The organism is Aeromicrobium sp. CFBP 8757, from assembly GCF_014841755.1.
Taxonomy (GTDB): Bacteria; Actinomycetota; Actinomycetes; order Propionibacteriales; family Nocardioidaceae; genus Aeromicrobium.
Genome location: NZ_JACYUM010000001.1, coordinates 830,613 through 849,223, shown reverse-complemented (window position 1 = coordinate 849,223; position 18,611 = coordinate 830,613). Strand labels below are relative to the sequence as shown.

The following is an 18,611-nucleotide window of genomic DNA, read 5'->3' as shown; positions in this document are numbered from 1 at the left end:
GACGTTCGCATGACTACGGTTCGCACAAACAGAGGACATCTGCATGATCCAGGCATTGCTCAAGGTCGTGACGACCATGGCGCCGAAGTTGGGGAAGCTCGCTGGTCCCGCTCTCGCCGCATGGTTGGCCAAGCCCAAGAATCAGCAGCAAGCCGCACAGATGTTGAGGGGCCTCGGAAGCCTCAGTGCTGCTGAACGATTGAAGTCGAAGATGGAGCTCGCTGAAGTGACATTCGAGGAGCTGGCGAACAACGAACGCTTGCCCATCGAGCAGCGCGAGATCGCGCGTACCAACCTGGCTGAAGTGACCGTCCTCAAGTCTCGGTTGGCGCTGCGATCGGGATCGTCCAAGGCGCAACGCGCGAATCGGGCTGCCGTCTCCGCGAGGTTCGATCACCTCATCCAACAGCTCAACGAGCAGTTGTGAAGCGGTCAGGCATGAACACCCCACCCCACTTCCATTGGAGCACCTCATGACCGATCCTCAGCAGCGCACGAACGCAGAGCTCTTCGCGCAGTTCGCGACGGCGCTCAAGGAGCTGCGAGCCCGCGACGTGCTTCGCACCAACAACCCGCCCGCCGGCGACTATGCCGAATGGCTGGCTCATCGCGCTCTGGGAGGCGTCCTCGCGCCACCGGCCGAGAAGTCGTTCGACATCACCATGGAGGACGCGACACGGGTCCAGGTGAAGGCCCGCACCGTCTCGCCGAAGGTGAAGCCCGGACAGCTGGAAACGTCCGTGTTCCGCTCCTGGGACTTCGAGCAGGCCGTGTTCGTGCAGTTCGCGGAGGCGGACTACAGCATCGTGCGTGCCGCGATGGTTCCTGTCGAGCAGATCAAACTGATCGCTCGGTGGGCCGACCACGTGAACGGTTGGCGGGTGTCGATGAAGCCTGCCTTGATGGCCGCGTCGGGTTCTGTCGATCTGACGGAGGCGTTGAGGACTGCTGCTTTGCTGACGACGGCTGACATCGAACGGCAGGAGCGTCCGCGTGACGTTCAGGAGGAGGTGGCGGAGGACAGCGCCGGCAAATTCATCGTCACCACGCCCGACGGCGAATCGGCCCCCCTGCCGAAGCGCCACGCGGTGCTGGCGCTGGTCCGAGCCCTGAGCGAGGAACTGTCGTGCGCGAACCTTCAGGGCCTTCTGAGCCGGGCGACGTTCGTCCGTGTGGACGGTGAACTGACCGGAGATGCCCTATGGGATGCGATGTCGTCCCAGCTGGATCTCGACGGCGACAAGCGCAAGCTCTGGTTCGTCGACTCCCCCATCCATGAGGACGGCAGCACATGGGTGCTCGCCGCAAATGTCTGGGGGCGAAGGGCTGAGGCCCGTATGGACAAGCTCGTCCAGGCTGGATCCGGCCTGGTGACGGTCCGCCGAGCAGACGATGAGCAGGACGACTGATGGTGATGATCTCGAAGGAGGACGGCACGTTCGTCCTCAGCCCGTCCGACCTGACAAGTTCTGCGTCGTGCGAGTTCGGCTGGATGCGCGGTGTCGACGTCAAGCTCGGTCGCATCGACCGAGGGGACGTCACACGTGACGCGATGCTCGAGCGCACATCCACGCTCGGTCTCGCGCACGAGGCCCGCGAGCTGCAGCGGCTGATCGACCGTCATCGGTCCGGCGTCGTGCAGATGCCTGACCTCCGCCCCTACAACCGCGACACCCTCGCTGCGGCCCACGCACAGACCATCGAGCACCTGCGCGACGGCGTGGACGTGGTGTTCCAGGCGGCGTTCTTCGACGGAGGCTTCGGTGGTCTTGCCGACTTCATCGTGAAGGACGATGAGGGCCGCTACGAGGTGCACGACACGAAGCTGGCTCGGCATGCGAAGGTCTCGGCGCTCCTGCAGATCGCCGCCTACGCGCATCAGCTCGACCTCGAGAGCATCCCCCGCTCCCCCGTCGGAAAGCTGGTGCTGGGAGACGGGACGGTCTTCGAGCAGGACCTCACCGAGATCATCCCGGTCTACCTCGAGCGCCGCGCCAAGCTCGAACGGATGCTGGCCGAACACATCGCCGAGGTGGGGTCTGTCGAGTGGAACGATCCGCGCTACTCGTTCTGCGGCTCGTGCGACGCCTGCGCCGCAGAGGTCGAGGAGCACCACGATCTGCTGCTCGTCGCCGGCATGCGCAAGACCCAGCGGGCCAAGCTGCGCACAGCAGGCATCGAGACGATCCACCAGCTCGCCGAGTCGACGTCCCCCGTCGACGGGATGAACCCGACCACGCTCGGTGCGCTGCGTGACCAGGCAGCCATGCAGATCGCACCACCGCAGACCGTCGCAGGCCGAGAGGTGCCCGCTTCGAGCGTGATCGGGGACAGCCGCGCCATCCGCCGCCTTCCGGCGCCGTCGCCGGCCGACGTGTTCTTCGACTTCGAGGGCGATCCTCTGTGGTCGGACGCGACCGCGACCGCGACCGACTGGGGACTGGAGTACCTGTTCGGTGTGATCGAGCCGGTCGGCAGCGGCGAGTTCACCGCGTGGTGGGCGCATGACCGGCAGCAGGAGCGCGCGGCTCTCGTCGCCTTCCTCGAGTGGGTCGCTGCTCGGCGGGCCGCATCGCCGGACATGCACGTCTACCACTACGCGCCCTATGAGGTGACCGCGCTCAAGCGACTCGTTGGCCGTCATGGCACGCACGAGGACGTCCTGGACGACATGCTGCGAGGCGGCGTCTTCGTCGACCTCTATCAGACCGTTCGACAGGGCATCCGGGCCGGAACGCGTTCGTACAGCATCAAGAAGCTGGAGCCGCTCTACATGGGCGACGAGCTGCGCACGGGGCTCGACAACGCCGCCGACTCGATCGTCGAGTACCAGAAGTACACCGACCAGCTGCTCGACGACCCTGCTGCCGCAGCAGAGACGCTTCGCGGCATCGCCGACTACAACCGGTACGACTGCCTCTCTACGTGGCTGTTGCGAGACTGGCTGCTCGAGCAGATCGACGACGACGGTCAGTCCGATGGCCCACCCGCACCCGCACCTGACGACTCCCTCTCCTCGGACGTCGAAGTGGACTCGATCGACGAGATCTCGCCCGTCATGGACGCGCTGTTGGCCCAGGCCGGCGAACTGGGCAGCCGCACCCCGGACGAGCAGGCTGCAGCGATGTTGGCCGCCGCCGTCGGATATCACCGCCGCGAGCACAAGCCGTTCTGGTGGGCTTTCTACGATCGGCTCACCAGCTGGCCCGGTGAGTGGCCGGAGCCGCGCGACTGCTTCCACGCCTCCCGCGTCGAGGTGGTCGGCGAGTGGGAACAGGTCGGCCGCAAGGCTCTCAGTAGAACCCTGCGTCTGGTCGGACGGCTCGAGACGGCGTCCAATCTCACGACCGGCACCGGGGTCAAGGGCATCTACGACGACATCCCCGAAGGCTTCACCGCTCCCGAAGATGGTGGCCGCTGTGTGGGCGGTGGTGCTGTCATCGAGGAGGTCGACACGACCACGGACGGGCTGGACGTGCTGATCGTCCGCGAGCGCGTCCCGAAGGGCTTCGAGGCGTGGAACGAGCTGCCGATCGGGCTCTGTGTCCCGTCGCCGATCGGCACGGCCGGCATCGAGGATACGATCCTCGATCTCGCGCGCAGGGTGGCTGGCGAACTCCCCGTTTGGCCGACGTCGGCCGGCCTCGATGTCCTGCGGCGCGTCCCGCCCCGACTCACGACCGGTGATCTCGGCTCCGCCGAAGCCACGGAAGACGCGATCCGCGACGCTGTCCTCACCCTCGATCACTCCTACCTCGCCGTGCAGGGACCGCCCGGCACGGGCAAGACCTACGTCGGCTCTCGGGTCATCACCCACCTCGTCGAGGCTGGCTGGCGCGTCGGCGTCGTCGCCCAGTCGCACGCTGTCGTCGAGAACTTCTTCCGTGGAGCAATCGACGCTGGCCTGTCCCCGACTTTGATGGCGAAGCCGCGAAGCCCGCAGGGATCGGCCTGGTCCGACTTCAACGGCGACAAGCTCCTCGCTTTCATCGAGTCGCACTCCGACGGGTGCCTCGTCGGAGGAACCGCCTGGACCTTCTCCAGCCGCAAGGCCGTTGGGTACGAGCAGCTCGATCTCATCGTCGTCGACGAGGCCGGTCAGTTCTCGTTGGCCAACACACTCGCCGTCTCGACTGCCGCGCAGCGCATGCTGCTGCTCGGCGACCCACAGCAGCTGCCGCAGGTCAGTCAGGGCACGCACCCGGAGCCGGTTGATGTTTCGGCACTCGAGTGGATCGCGGACGGCCACGAGACGATGCCGCCCGATCGCGGGTTCTTCCTCGAACGCACGTGGCGGATGCACTCAGCCCTCACCGCACCGGTGTCTCGACTGGCCTACGGCGGTCGGCTTCACTCAGAAGTCCCTGTCACAGACGCCCGCGAGCTCAGCGACGTTGAGCCCGGTGTCCACACAATCGCGATCGATCACATCGGCAACGACGTGCAGTCGACCGAGGAGGCGACGGCCGTGGTCGATCTCGTCCGCTCGCTGCAGTCACGGACGTGGAAGTCGTCAGCGGACGCCGAGCCGATCGTCATGACGCCGGGAGATGTCCTGGTCGTGGCTCCATACAACGCCCAGGGCGCACTCCTGCGTCGCGAGCTCGCCGCCGCCGGCTTCGGCGACACCAGGGTCGGCACCGTCGACAAGTTCCAAGGTCAGGAGGCACCCGTTGTGATCGTGTCGATGACCGCTTCTGGCGCCGACGACGTCCCTCGCGGGATGGAATTCTTGCTCAACCGCAATCGACTCAACGTGGCGGTATCGCGCGGTCAGTGGGCGGCCTATATCGTGCGGTCTTCCCAACTCACCGACTTCCTCCCCACGAGCCCAATCGGACTCGAAGAACTTGGCTCGTTCATCCAAGTCGCCATGCGAGACGACGACCTGCCGTGCAGCGCGATCGACTCCACTTCATCAGCTACGACCTACACGAAGGATGGTGATCATGACCAACCCAGCAGGTGAAATCGTCCGCCGCGCATTCGACAAAGCCCTGCTGGTACAGGGGCCGATTGCTGCCAAGCAGGTGGAGAACCTGAAACGGCGCCACCCCGATGAGCCGCCAGGCGAAATCCTCAAACGACTGAACACGATCTACCTCAGCTCAGTCACGTCAACCGGGGCCGCAGCGGGAGCAGCAGCAGTTGTCCCAGGACCGGGGGTGCCCGCTGCCATAGCGGACGCTGCGTTTTTCACCGAAGCGACCGTGCTCTACATCTTGGCGCGCTCGCACATCTATGACCTCAAATTGAACGATGTGGAGCGCAAGCAGGCGCTAGTTCTATCCATCATGGTCGGAGATTCCGTCGCCGCGGGGATTCCGAAGATGGCTCAGCGCACTGGCCGACACTGGGCAAGGAAGATGGTGGAGCAAATTCCCATGTCTTCGATCAACTCGATCAACAAGGTCCTCGGCCCGAGGTTCGTTACCAAGTACGGCGCGAAGCAGGGCGTGATTGTCCTAGGCAAGCAGGCACCGCTCGGGTTTGGCGCGGCAATCGGAGCCGGCGCGAATCACATCACGGCGCGGCTCATGGTGAAGCAAGCCAACCAGATTTTTGGCGAGCCACCCCCGGCATTCGGAGGCGGGACTTTCCGCATTCGTTGAGCTCAGCAGGCAGAACTCGAACTTGTGCCCTCAAGAGCTGCTCTGCTGCTTGGAGGAAGCTTGAGAAAAGCAGACTCCTCTACAGGCCTATCGAGCCAGCAGCCGTCGCGGACAGTTACGGTCCATCCGTGAAGTACCTGCCAGAGGCCACGATCGCAGACGCTATCCGCCGTATCCAGTCGATACCTCATGTTGCTGTCGTCGACGGTCACGCAGCACGCATTAGCAGGAGCCACGTCGGTCAGAAGCGGCGAACCACCGCCGGGCTATGTGGAACACCACACGCTGGCGCTGGGAGTGCTTGGGCAATAACCGACGCCCGGCGCTCATCGGAAAACCTAGGCATTCAGTTGTGCACGACTCCCCTCAACGGACTGTCTGCCTCCCACAACGAGCAGGCCAGACATGTGAACGAGGACCCGTCGTGCCGAGGGAGCATTCACGCCCCTAGATAGTCACCGGCGGGCCTGAGCGGCATGAGAGCTGTCGTATACCCGCTTCGTGACCACCGTCATCTGGGTCGCTCGATACTCATTCGTCGAGCGCCTTGACGAGGGCATCCTGAGCGTCGTTGTAAAACAGGAACGAGACCTTCGTGGCTACCTCGTCGCTGACGTCGAGCAGTTGCCGGCGAGCCGAAACGGGTAGCAACAGCGTCGACGCGCCCTTCTCCATCGCGTGCTCCGCGAGCACAGCCGCGTTCAGGACGGTCTCCACCCCGCCGCCGAGGGACAGGTTCCCGACTGCGATCAGTCCACCTCGGACCGAGCGTTGGAGCATCGCTGAGGCTAGGGCGAGCAGGATCGGGAGGCCAAGACCGGCACCGGTCTTCGCTGCATCGAGAGCCCGCACCTGCGCAGTGAGGTTGTGCTCGCGCGGGTCGCGGTCGCCGACTAACAACCGCCCCTGGGCGACAAGGTTCTGTTCAGCGACTTTGAAGCTCTCCCGAAGCGGCGCGGGCGCCGCCTGATTGAGGAGCCCTCGCGCGCCAGCGCCAGGCGTGTCAGCGGACTCAATCCGATATAGGCCGGGGCCAACTTCGCCACCGCCCTCGGCGATTGCCCATACCTGTCCTGGCGGGAGTGGGTCGAGTCCGATGGAGTCGGGGCTCGCAAGTTCTGGGGTGGATACGAACTGCTCGACGCCCTCCCCAATCCGGTAGCCGAACTGGGTGTTGCGGAACTCCGCTGCGCCGATCCGCCGCTGCTGCTCCTTCACGCGGCGTCGGCACTCCAACGCATTGCGGACAGCCCATTCCAGATCATCTTCGGAGATCGCGGCCTCGGCGTCCGGGTACAGCAACTTGAGCAGACCATCGACTGTCTTGTTGACCGCCGAGAGATCACGCCCGGACAGCGCGTCGGAGTAATTAACCTTCCCTTGGATTGAGGCGAGTCGTGACTGCGAACGCAGATGCGACCAGCACTCGGAGAGGAAGTCGCTGACGAGACCGAAGTGGTGGGTGAAGTAATTCGGGTTGAGCTTCGGGACGTCCCAGCCGGGCAGGTAAGCGTGGATTCGGTCCATGAAGGCCGTGTCGTCGCGCATCTCCGGAGGGAGGGGCGACAACAGGTGGCCGATCCTCTGCTGATGTGCCACGTCGACGTCGAAGTTGCCTACGAGCACGATCGAGCCGTCTGCACGGATGGACTCGCGGCCACGGGAGAACTCCCCGGACTCCATGTAGCCCTTCATGATGTTGACGCCGTCCTTCTGATCGAAGGAGACGCCGGAGACTTCATCGAAGCAGACGACGTCGTACTGCGCGACGAGTCCACGTTGTCCCGTTGCGTTGTTGACGAACATGCGCGCGACGGTCGCTTTGCCGCCTGAGATCAGATGCGCGTACGGAGAGACCTGCTGATACAGGTGCGACTTACCGGTGCCGCGGGGACCGAGCTCAACCATGTTGAAGTTGCGTTGCACGAACGGAACCATGCGTAGCAGGAGCACGTCTTGTTGACGTTCTGTGAGTCGCTCAGGCTCAAACCCCACAGACCGCAACAGCAGGTGCTTCCACTGCTTAGTCGTGAACCGGGAACGCCCCTCGGCCAGTCGCTCCAGTGAGTCGCGGGTCGAGAGTTGGATCGGCTTCAGGGAGCCGATAGCGAACGGTTTGCCATTGTTCTCGTCGGCGATCACTGCGTCGTAGTAAAGCTCGACCTCAGCGTAGAAACCTCCGGTAAGCATGCGCTCGTTGTCGCGGACCACAGCATCGTCGATGCGAACATCCTTGAGCCCGAGACTCGGCAACTCGGCAATATAAGAGTTTGACTTGGCGTCGAGGCGCGCTTTCACCAGGTCGATGAGCTTAATCGTCATGCGTTCGCGGGCACGGGATTTGAAGAGTTCCTCTTCGCCCGCTCGCACGGTTCGGTCCGAGAGCAAACGACGAACGACTTGAAGACCTTCTTCGATCTCCTCTGGGTCCGTGGTGGCACAGTAGCGCCCGATGAGAAACTCGCCGACGTAGGTCGGTACCGGGTAGGCGCCCTTGAACTGCTGGGCGAGGTCCTTGCGCACGACGTAACCTTCAAATGCTGAAGCGGCGAGTTCGTCAACCTCATCGAGCGTGATCGTTTCGGTCATGCGGCTCCACCCACTGTCGTTTGGCGTTGAGTGAGGACTAGGCCGTCAGCCGAGAGCAGGACGACGAAGGCACTTGTCCCCTCCACAGCTTCCTCCTCATCGACGAGAACCTTGATCTCACCCGGTTCAGAAGGCGACTTGGGACCGCCGACCGCAGTTGCGGCGTCAGCCGGGGCGACACGAACCTCGGCAACCAGGTCAGCCTCGGCGGGCTCGAAATCAATCCGGCACCGCTGGCCTGTCCAGCGGATGCCGGTGATCTGTGCAGGACTCGCGTCCCCCGCGCTCGCAGCAATTTTGAGAACGGGAATGACGCATTCTTGGTGGCTCAGCCCACCGTGCTCGTAGATCGTGCCCGCCTCGAAAGCTGCAGCTCCTGGAGCGCTGACCATCTCGATCTGGACTGGGCCGCCCCACGTCCAGTCAACGATCGGGAAATCCGGGCGCGCCGCCCCAGCCTTCAGGCGTGCGACCCGAGGCTTACGTGCTGCATCTCCTTCGGTGATGGCCAGTGGCAGCTCGACCTTTTGTGCAGGCCCCGCGGGCATGACGAAGCCGTGGTCCGTGACGACGACCACGCGGCGCCACCCGGCACCCAGAAGCGCTCGGATCCGCTCTCCGACAAGGTCAAGTTGCTGGTCGAGCATGTCGGCAAGTGCGTGATCGTGGTCGTGCCCCAGCGCGTCAATGGTGTTCGTCTGCGTCCAACCGACCTTGTTCACGTCACCCGTCTCGCCAGCCTTCCAATCCAGGTACTGCACGCCCGCGTCAGCCAGTGCGGCGCGGAAAACGGGCCCCTTTACTGACCGGCCCTGCCCGTCGGCTGCGTCGAACGCCTGGCCGGCATGGAAACTGACAGGGACCGGAGCCACAGCGGGCTGACCAGTCGGAGTCACCGTGGGGAATGCCGCAAGCCGTGGCGAGACAGAGACCTCCAACGACGCCAACCGCTTGGCAAGCCGCTGTCCGAGATCGAACCGCAACGCATCGACGAACACCACACACGTCCCGGCCGGGACGTCGAGCCCGGTCTCGCCCTTATAGCCAGCAACCGCGGCGGATTGAAAGGTTCGGGCGGTGTCCTCCATCCACGGGTCGTAGACCAACTTGAGGGCCTTGCACACCGCGTCGCGGTCGGCGGCGCTGGTCGCCGCCGCAATGGCCCGAAGCGCGAGATCGTCGACCTTGTAGCCTTCGGTGGCGTACCAAGTCGCCTGGGTATTCAGGTCACCCGCAGGTGCTGGGGTTGAGGCGAGATCCGCAAGCTCAGCGATGTAGCCGACTGCGCGGGCGACAGGAGCCAGACCGAGTTCACCCCAGACGGTCTCATCTCGCCGTAGATGCTCGGCTGCGATTTCCTTGACGGCTGAGCGAGTCTCGGCGAGGTTCCCTTTGGCCTCCAGTCCCGCAAACGTACTGCGGAGAAGATCTTCCTGCTCCTGATTCCACGACGGCCACGAGTCAGGGTGCGGATCGGTACCGCCAAACAAGTCGACTTCTGGGCGGGCCTTGTCTAGAGAAGTCGGGATACTCGGGTAGCGGCGCGGGTTGTCCGCAAACCGCGACCACACGTCGCTCCATGCACCCTCACGGGAGCCGAGCCGCTTTGCTGCACCAAGCTGGCCGTCCTTGGCTGGGTCGAACCCGTAAGTGGATCGGCATGCCGCGACGAAGGCGTCCCACTGCGCACCTTGAAACTCCTGCTTCACGCCATCCGGGTCGTCGATCCACTCCAACAGTGCCCGCACGCTGTCCGTCATTACGAGAGAGTGCAGGCGCGAAGCATCCAGCCGCCCCATACGGCGCAGCTCTTCAACGTCCTCGGAAAGGAGTTGATCGAGCACGCTCGTCAGTGCCGCCCTGGTCTTGGAGTCGCTCGCGATGTCGAGGCCAGCCCCGTCCCTCGAGCTAAGGAACGAGTGCAGATTCCACGGCGCGTGACTGTGAGCTGATGGCCACCAGTTCGATCGAAGAGCAACCTCTACGAGCGGTGACACAGACGGATCGAGGCTGGTCACGTCAGATAGCGCGCTCCGCCCGTGTCCAGGGAGGTAGACCACCCACGGGTTCCGGTCGTTGCGCTCAGCAAGATGCGAAGGGAGTTCAACCGACTCCGGTGCCGCGAGAACGGAACGAATCCAGATGGCCGGCCCCTGAGCCTTCTCGGCGTCGTACTCGCCAAGGACCAGGATCGGAACAGCCTCCTGGAGCAGGTGGATCACCGGCTCCCAGACACCGTCAGGATCAGGCCAGAAGATCGCCGCAGGCGGCGTGCTCGCGTCTGCGTTGTACTTCGCCGCCTCGCGCAAGGCGTGCGAAACAACAGCGCGCACCGTACTCATGCCGTCCCCCCTGCAAGTCGCCGCGCATCTCGGCGTTCTTCCAGCGTGGGGTGCAGATCGTTGTGCCGCTCAGAGCCGTCAGCGTTCTTGCCGCGGTCCTTCTTCCAGTGGACGTTGACCTTGGTTCGAAGAATACCGGCTGTCACGAACGGTCGGATGTTGAGGCGAACGCCGTCACACAGGTCCGAATTCCAACCGATCGGCTGTTCGTGAAGCTCCTTCCACCGAACGTAGACGTCGTACGGCGGCGCGCCATCGAGAATCAGCATGAGGTTCTCCTGCAAGGTCTCAGCTGCAGCGAGACGCGCGTCCGCGCCAGCTCTGCCCGCGGCGGTCTCGTGTCGCTGGCGTTCGATCCACGCACCCAAGGACGTGAAAGTCAGTTTCTCTAGCGTCTTATAGTTAAGGCGGTGGTAGTTCACGATCGCCGAGAATCCATCCTTACGGCCATCCCAGATGTGCCAGAGGAACGGACGGTTATCGAAGACCTTGACGTGCTGCGTGAAAAATGTGTCGCGTAGCCAGTCTTCCAACCGTCCGTTCTTGCCGCCTGCCTCGGTGACGAGGGTGCGCTCCAGGGTGCTTGACCACTTGTCGCCGTAGGCAACGGCAAGCAGTTCGCGCAATCGAGTGGCGAGGTCAGGCTCGTTTGGCAGCGACTGTAGGGCGGCAATGCCGTCGGCATCGACAAAGCGGTCAAGTTCGTCGGCACTCTGCTCGGGCCACATATAGCCGAGTAGCCGGCCGATCGCCACCTGAAGAGGCAGTGTCGCGGCGTTTACATCACCCTTGAACAACCACTGAGTTGGGTCCGGCGAATAGGGATTCGGCAACGGCCCCGCCTGGTCCGCAGTCCCTCCCCAACGTTCGCGGTCAAACGCCACCTTCACCAGCGTTGCGTTTGTCACATTGAGCTTTGAGTCCACGCCCCGAACGTCCTGCGAATACTCGGCGCTAGAGAGGTAGGCCCACAATGCCGGCAGATCGGATCGATCGTTTGGAACGACGATCGCCGTATTCATGTCGAAGATCTCGCCCGTGTAGAGCGTCACTGGCAGGTCACCCATTTGAGAGACCGCGACGCCGCGCTTCCCCCAGGAGGCACTTCCCTGGATTCGCGCTTGAGGATTGGCCATCAAGACGGCGCCCTGCTCCTGCCACCAGATGATCTGGTCTCGACCGGCGAACGGCTCCGTCCCGCTGACTGAGCTTTGAATCGGCCGAAACTCCGGGTGCGGAAGCTGTACCTCCCACATCTTGCGGATGAACTGCGGGTTGTCGCCTGTCGTCACTCCTTGCGAGGAGGTAGCGACTGCCGAGAGCAGTGCCGATCTTTCGATGGACGTAAGCGTGATGCGATGATCAGGGTTGGTGATCTGACTGTCGGCCGTCGCTTCCGCAAGCCGCTCATCCATGAGCAACGAAGCGACTTCCGTAGGCGTGCTGCCGCCCGAGGCATCAACTGCCGCAACCGTCCGCATAGAACTGGCACTTGAGACGACCAAGTCGGTGTGGAAGTCCCACATGCTTGTCGTAAAGCCTTTGACGCCAAGTGCCCCGACCAAGTGGCGCTGATCCTCCCCAAGCATCTCCTTGCGCAGCGTCACGTACGAAACTTGGAACCGCCAGTTCTGAGGAACGACGAAAGCCCGGCTCGACCCGCTCCAACGTCGCCACATCGTGTAAGCCAAGTTGCCGCTCGCAGATGCGTCAGTGTCCTTCGCATACTCCTTCAGACTCTCCGCCTGCCGGCTTGAAGAAAGGAAGGGGGGGTTCGTCGCAACGAGTACGTAGTCCCGTCCCAGCAGACCCGCGGCGTGCAACACGTCATCAGCGGCCTGTCCGAGAACGGCATCGACTCGATGCTCGCGTTCCATTGCATCGGTCAAGAGCGTCCGCGTCTCATCCCACGCGACCCCGATGCTGAGATCGCGGCCGAAGAGACCACCGTCGCGATCGATAGTGGGCCGTGGGTCAATAAGCGACCCGAGGGAGTCGGCAGCTCGAAACAAGCTGTGAAGGCGCGACATCACCTTCCGAAGTTCTTCGTCGTTTCCTGCGAGCGCCTCCCAGCCACCCCTCGCCCCCCGAACCGGGACACCCGAGCAAGCAACCTGCGGCGCTGGCAAGTCTCGGAACCCACCCTGCTTCCACGCTTCAAGCGCCACATTGAAGGTCGCGATCTGCGTGCATCGGGGATCGAGTTCAAGGCCATACAGGTTGTCCCGCAACACGGCGTCCTGCGCCTCCGCCGGCGAGAGACCCTCCTCCTCGGCGCGCATCCGCCAAAGCATCCCGAGCATGGCGACGAGGAAGTGCCCGGAGCCACAGCACGGGTCCATGACCGTGACCTCGGCCGTGGTTGCCGGCCACTCGTCAAACGTGCCTGCGGCCGGCGTGCCGTCATCGAGGCGTCGCAGGTACTTCCAGTTGTCGACAAGTGGCGAGTCGGGGTGACGGGCGGCCCACCATGCGCCAAGTGAGTTCTCCAGCAGGAAGCGGACCATATAGTTCTCAGTGAACAACTGGGTGACCGGCGACAAGTCGGATCCGCCGATCTTCACCCCCGACTCGTTGACACGCTTCTTCTCGGCCGTCTGCCAGAACTGGTACACCCAGCCAAGTGCGTCCTCGGTCTCAAACACTTCAGACGACAGGCTAAGGAGAATTCGCTCCAGTTCGAGACGGTGCTCCGTCGCGAAGCGGACCTGAACAGCCGGATCGTCGAGCCGGAAGACACCCGGCAGGATCTCAGCTGCGAAGCGGGCGGCGACGGACCATCCGTCGGGCTCATCCAAATCATCAGCGAGATCCGTGCAGTCATCGAGGGTCAGCGAGGTGTCCCGAAACTCGGGGTGCCGCAAAAGCCCATTCACCTCGAGGAACCGGGCAAACAGGAGACGGTGCCACTGTTCGTAGGCGACCTCACGCATCAGGTTGGTGAGATCAGCGCCGATGGATGCGGTGTTGTCACCGAGTTGTCGGGCCTTCTCGCGCAAGGCCAGACGCAGGGCGTTGTCGGTGTCGCTGAGGTAGGCGGCTCGGCTCGGCTCGGCGACCGCGAGCGCACGGAGAACATCGGTTGCCGCCTGCTCAGCAGCCGTCCGCGCTCGCTGGATAGCAGCGTCGAGATGGCGGCGCTGGTCGGAGTTGAGAACGGCGGACATCAGCCCTTCACCACCACAGTGTCGTGTTCTGTTAGGGCCTGAGTCAGCGTCATTCGAAGTGCGTCCAGGTACGCCTCTACATCCTCGCCGCTGCTGATAGTCGCCGTGGGTACCGTGACGGTTCCCGCCTTCGGCGCCGTCAAGCGAACTGCCGCTTCGAGTGCCTTCGCCTCACGGGCCGGCACAGCGTCAACCTCCGCACTCCACGACGAGAGCGGTCGTGCTTGGACTGCCTTTACTACGGCGTCAGCGTCGTTGAGCGTCGGCTTAGGTTCGGGTGACAGTTGGGCTTCGCCGAGGAGCTGCGCCTGCTTGTCAACATCGAGGGCTGACCAAGCCCCCTGGGTCGCCAAACCGTCTACGGCGGCCTTACGTGTCGTCTCCAAGGTGTCAGCGGCAGTGGTGACAGCTTCACGCACCGCACCCGCAAGGTCGGCCACGATCGGGCTGATTTGGTCGTTGTCCGAGAGAAGTTCACGGGTGTTCTCGAATGCTTCGAGCCGGGTGCGTGCTTCCGCGGCACTGTCAAGCGCGACGGCGGCATTCGCCAAGGAACGAGCAGTGGACAGCGCCTCGATCCTGGGCTGCCGACGCTTCTCCAACGCGCCCAAGCGGTCAGAGAGGTCCGTCAGCTCATCCTTCGCAGCAAGGAGCGCGTGGACACGATCGTTGCCGGACGCTGTCTTGACCTGTTCGACTCCAGCCGGGAGCGGGACATTGGGAAGCGGAGCCAAGCCTCCAATGGCTGCAGCCCGCTGCGCGAGGGCAATGACAGCCTGCTCTGCTCCCGGGACCAGCGAGTCGTTGTCGACTGTGACGCCGAGTTTGTTCAGAAGGCTCCGTGCGGCAATCTTCTCCACTGCCTTCAAAACGGTCGACTCACGTCGCAGGTGGACGGTGCCGAGGCGGGTCTGCGACAGGACCTTGTCCGTTGAGGCGTCCGAACCGTTGATGGTTGCGCGCACCACGCCGTTATCGAGCAACACGCCGATGGCGCCCATGAGCGCGTCACGCGGCCACCCGAACGGCGCCGAGAGAACAGCCTTCTCGACGTCGCTCGCGGGAGTGCCCGCGCCGCTGATGCGGCCCAGAACTTCCTTGACCACCGGATGCTGCTCCGGGTCCGCCTCGTACCCAACCTGCTTGAGAGCGTCGGCTCCCGAACCCTTCTTGATGCGGTCGATGACCTGACTCCACCGAGCGTCGTCGGCATCGCCAAACTTGCTGAACAGTCGTGTCGCTGCCGACTGAGCACCATTCTCGATCCGATCTCGCAGCGCGGTCCCTGTCGGCGACGACCCACCGCCAAGTTGGACGCTCGCCTTGGACACGATGTCGCGGATGTGGTCGCTCACCTGTGCCTGCGCCCGTGACAGTCGAGTTTCCATCGCTCGGCGGGCCAGTTTGCCTTCGTCGTCCTGCGGGATGCCCTGCTGATCGAGCGTACGTCGTGTGGCGATCTCGTTTCGCAAGGCTTCGGCGAATGCCTGCACCTGAGCCCGCGGGAGGTGGACCAAGACTACGGGTGAGTCGGGGCCGAGCCCCTTGGCAAGTTCGTCGAACTGCTTAGCCGTTGTCCCGTCATCCCACTCCAAGCGGAGCCACACAGGGATGGTGTCGGACACCATCGGCGCGGCACCATCAATGTGCAGCGTCAGTTTTCGCGCCACCTTGGCCTTACCCTGCGGGACCGACGCCGGCAGGGCCTTTGCGACCTCGGCGTAAAGGCGAGTGTCACGTTCCGTACCGATCTCGCTGTCGGTGAGCTGTGCGGAGTGACGGCGATACGCTTCGTCCCAGGCGCGCCCTGCGACGGTCTGAAGTCGGTACTCGTCACCGTCTTGCTGGAGGACACCCTCGTCAGACAGGGCTGCCAGCACCGTGGGCACCTCTTGTCGGAGCGCTGGTCCATCGTTGACAAGGTCCTCGACCAACAGGTCAACGAGGTGGTCAACATTCGCCCGCACGCCCACGTCGCCAGGAGGAGTCGTCGGGAGAAGGCTGATGAGGTGGATCAGGCCGAGCACCCGACCGCGCAACGGCTCGTTCTGGCCCTCATCGTGAATGAGCCGCTGTGTCTCCTTAAGCAACAGCCCAGCGCCGTTCAAGTCTTCATGCTTCGCCGCGTAGAGGTAGTCGGCACCGACCACGCTTCCGACCACTTGATTTGCGACGAGCCGGTTGGCGTCGTGCACGATGCGCAACTGCGAGCGCAGTTGACCAGCTCGCCCAGCGTCGGCCTGGCGCAAGACGCTCTCCCAGAACCGTCGGCGGCTGGGGAGCAGTGGATAGTCCTCTACGAGGTCAGCATCGTCCTGCGCCGTGTGTTGGATCTTGCTTCCGGCTAGCTGTCGAGAGATTTCCCCCGAGACCCGATCGAGCGTGCTTTGGAGGGAGGAGCGCTGCCCGGGCTCCTTGTTCAGTAGGACCCGTCGGACAACTGCATCGACGTCCTGATTCTTCAATACGACACGGACGGTGAAACGGTCCTGGATCTTCTGGAGGGTCGCATCTGCTGTGAGTTCTTGCTGCCCTGTTCCAATCAGGAGCACCCGCCCGTCGAGTTCAGCGGAGACGGCCTTGGCAAGGCTCTGCACTTCCAGAGCTCGCGCGCCGTCACCGTTGATGTACTGCTGCACTTCATCGAGCACGATGAGGGCCGGAGGAACAACGCCACCACCGACGAACTCAAGAACCTTCTGGAGTAGCGAGACGGTCCTTGAGGTCGACAGCTCTTGCGCGTCTGTCGGGAACTGACTGCGCAATGCCTTCCTGACGTCGGCGGCGCTTGCGGCGAAGCCCGGATCGACAGCGAGTATGGCGTTGGCTAGATGGGTGCTGAGGTTGTACTCGCTGAGTTCGTCGATGAAGTCAGCACCTGCCGCATGGACGTGCGCGCGAACGGCATCCAGCTCACCTTTCCCCGCAAGCCAAAGCGCGACCTGCGCCGGCTCGACCTGGGCCGGCAGCCCCGCTGCGCCAAAGACGAACCCGAGAAAAGCTGCATTGAGAGAGAGCTTCCCTTCGAGTTCGCCGGCAGCCGACCATGGTTCGGCTCCATCGCGCTTGGCTATCGTGCTGAGTTCCGTGAGCTTCTCGGACACATCCGACGGCAGATTGACCAAGCCCCGTGCCGATGCGCCGGACGGCAGCGAAGTGTTGGCCCACAGATGCTGAAGTACTCGAACCAGATGGGACTTGCCACTGCCGTAGAACCCGGACACCCACACCGCCGGCTGAGTCGTGCTGCCGCGGTGACTCACGTAGGAGCTCAGAATTCGCTCCAGGCCGTGCTCATACTCGCCTTCACAGACGAAGCTCGTCAGCTCGTACTCCAGAACCTTCCAGCGCTTCGAATCGTCGGGCCGGTCGACCTTCGTTACGCCATCGTTCGGGATCTCAAAACCCAACGGCGGACGTGTGAACAGTTCGTTATTGATGGTCACGCGATTTCCTTCTGCGGGTCGATGACACGAGCGCGGTAGTCGAACCCATCCCGAGCGTCGAGGAGTCGGAACGAATGGTTGTCGGGGTCGTGCGCTCCGGGGAAGAGGACCAGGAGCCGACCAGTCACTACTTCGTCAATTGACTTGATGACACCCGCCGCGCTGAGGAAGGGAAAGACCGACCCGATGCCGACGATGGCGACCACATCGTTCTCCGGTGCGGCAGCGAGCTGCTCGCGGAGTCTCGCCACGAGCTCGACCTTGAATCTCTCAGCAATGGCCGGGGTGAGTTCGCTGGGCTCCTCGAAGAACGCCTCTGCATGACGGTGACCGGCAACCCAAGTTCCGAACTCGTCGGTGACGTCGATGACCGACCAACCGTGCCCAGACTGCCCGGTGACCAACTCCATCTTCGGAAGCGCCGCTCGCACCGTGCGCTCCATCTCGGGCGGGTAGACGAGCATCCGCACGCGCTCGCCACCGGACAGTCGCGCATTCCACGACAACTTGAGGTCGGCCGCGTAGGCGTCAACCAGGTCAGAGACCCGGCTCATCGACTTACCTCTTCGAGCATCGGGAAGCTGACGTCGACCACATTGCCTGCAACGAGCAGATCGAGGAGCCCTTGGGTGTGGGCTCGCCGAAGAGCATCCACCCGTGCCCCGACTGGCAGGTCGAGCACCGTCGCCCACGGCGTGTCGAGGACCCCTGCTCCGCGCTTTCCGGCCCGATGTCCGAGGTAGGCGGCATAGGCGACTGCTGCCGGGAACGCCTCGATTGACTGGCGGACCTTCTTCGTACGACCCACGAGGTGCCCCGTCTGGGTCCAAGAGGCGCCAGTGTTGCGCCCAGTCTTGCCGAGTGTGGACTCAGACAGGTCACCGCCGTAGACGGCGGCGACAGCCTTGGTGAGGTCGTCCGATGTGACGATTCCGCCAGGCGGTGTCTGCCTGACCGCTGCGAAAGACGCCCGGAAGATGCCGTCTCGGGTGAACGCGAGGATGCCCGCGATCAGATGCTGGGCATCCGAATCAATCTCCCAAAGTCGTCGCAGCGCAGCGAACTCGGGCTGCGATGGGTCAAGCAAGTACAGCTCGCGCAGGTGACGGAGCGAGCGCTGGCGACCGACTTGTGTAGGTCGACCTAGCAAGTTGTCAGCCACGACCGCCTCCCGGTAGTGCTCATGAGGGGCATCCGCAGGCACCGCTCGTAGCAGTTCACCTAGGTGTGGGAGGCCAATGGTGTGGCTCGCAGTAGTGCGGAGGTTACTCAGCGCGAAGTCACAAACGTGCTTACCGCTGTTCAAGTTTGCAAATCCTTCCGTCTTGCTGCGCAGATCCACGTCGCTATCAGATTGGGCGTCGCACATTGAACCAACACTAGGTCACAAACACCTCGGACTAAGCCGCCTTCGATAGCTCGATGGAACTAGAAATCTCTTGCTTAAATTCTCGA

General features: G+C 63.5%; 10 protein-coding genes. 4 read left to right on the top strand and 6 right to left on the bottom strand.

Annotation, left to right across the window (positions count from 1 at the left end; genetic code table 11):
- The first annotated feature begins 43 nt into the window (after positions 1–43).
- The 4 genes from IFT73_RS04105 to IFT73_RS04090 are packed head-to-tail and all read left to right on the top strand — an operon-like array spanning position 44 to position 5,612.
- Positions 44–427, top strand: a complete 384-nt coding sequence (locus IFT73_RS04105; RefSeq protein WP_192166492.1) for a hypothetical protein — start codon at positions 44–46, stop codon at positions 425–427.
- A gap of 46 nt (positions 428–473) precedes the next feature.
- Positions 474–1,409: a hypothetical protein gene (locus tag IFT73_RS04100; RefSeq protein ID WP_192166491.1), complete on the top strand. Its 936-nt coding sequence runs from the start codon at positions 474–476 to the stop codon at positions 1,407–1,409.
- On the top strand, positions 1,409–4,969 hold the full coding sequence (locus tag IFT73_RS04095; RefSeq protein WP_192166490.1) for a bifunctional RecB family nuclease/DEAD/DEAH box helicase: 3,561 nt from the start codon (positions 1,409–1,411) through the stop codon (positions 4,967–4,969). Before IFT73_RS04100 ends, IFT73_RS04095 begins: the two co-directional genes overlap by 1 nt.
- A complete protein-coding gene (locus tag IFT73_RS04090; protein WP_192166489.1) occupies positions 4,950–5,612 on the top strand; it encodes a hypothetical protein in 663 nt (220 codons plus the stop codon). Before IFT73_RS04095 ends, IFT73_RS04090 begins: the two co-directional genes overlap by 20 nt.
- A gap of 531 nt (positions 5,613–6,143) precedes the next feature.
- Here IFT73_RS04090 and brxL read toward each other — a convergent pair.
- The 6 genes from brxL to IFT73_RS04060 are packed head-to-tail and all read right to left on the bottom strand — an operon-like array spanning position 6,144 to position 18,498.
- On the bottom strand, positions 6,144–8,201 hold the full coding sequence (brxL, locus tag IFT73_RS04085; protein WP_197983488.1) for a protease Lon-related BREX system protein BrxL: 2,058 nt from the start codon (positions 8,199–8,201) through the stop codon (positions 6,144–6,146).
- Positions 8,198–10,543, bottom strand: a complete 2,346-nt coding sequence (pglZ, locus tag IFT73_RS04080; RefSeq protein ID WP_192166488.1) for a BREX-1 system phosphatase PglZ type B — start codon at positions 10,541–10,543, stop codon at positions 8,198–8,200. Before pglZ ends, brxL begins: the two co-directional genes overlap by 4 nt.
- On the bottom strand, positions 10,540–13,710 hold the full coding sequence (locus IFT73_RS04075; RefSeq protein ID WP_192166487.1) for a hypothetical protein: 3,171 nt from the start codon (positions 13,708–13,710) through the stop codon (positions 10,540–10,542). The genes pglZ and IFT73_RS04075 overlap by 4 nt, the downstream gene beginning before the upstream one ends.
- Positions 13,710–17,156, bottom strand: coding sequence for a BREX system P-loop protein BrxC (brxC, locus tag IFT73_RS04070; protein WP_192166486.1), 3,447 nt, complete (start codon positions 17,154–17,156; stop codon positions 13,710–13,712). Before brxC ends, IFT73_RS04075 begins: the two co-directional genes overlap by 1 nt.
- A complete protein-coding gene (locus IFT73_RS04065; protein WP_192166485.1) occupies positions 17,153–17,710 on the bottom strand; it encodes a BREX protein BrxB domain-containing protein in 558 nt (185 codons plus the stop codon). Before IFT73_RS04065 ends, brxC begins: the two co-directional genes overlap by 4 nt.
- On the bottom strand, positions 17,707–18,498 hold the full coding sequence (locus IFT73_RS04060; RefSeq protein WP_192166484.1) for a hypothetical protein: 792 nt from the start codon (positions 18,496–18,498) through the stop codon (positions 17,707–17,709). Before IFT73_RS04060 ends, IFT73_RS04065 begins: the two co-directional genes overlap by 4 nt.
- Between the last annotated feature and the right edge of the window lie 113 nt (positions 18,499–18,611).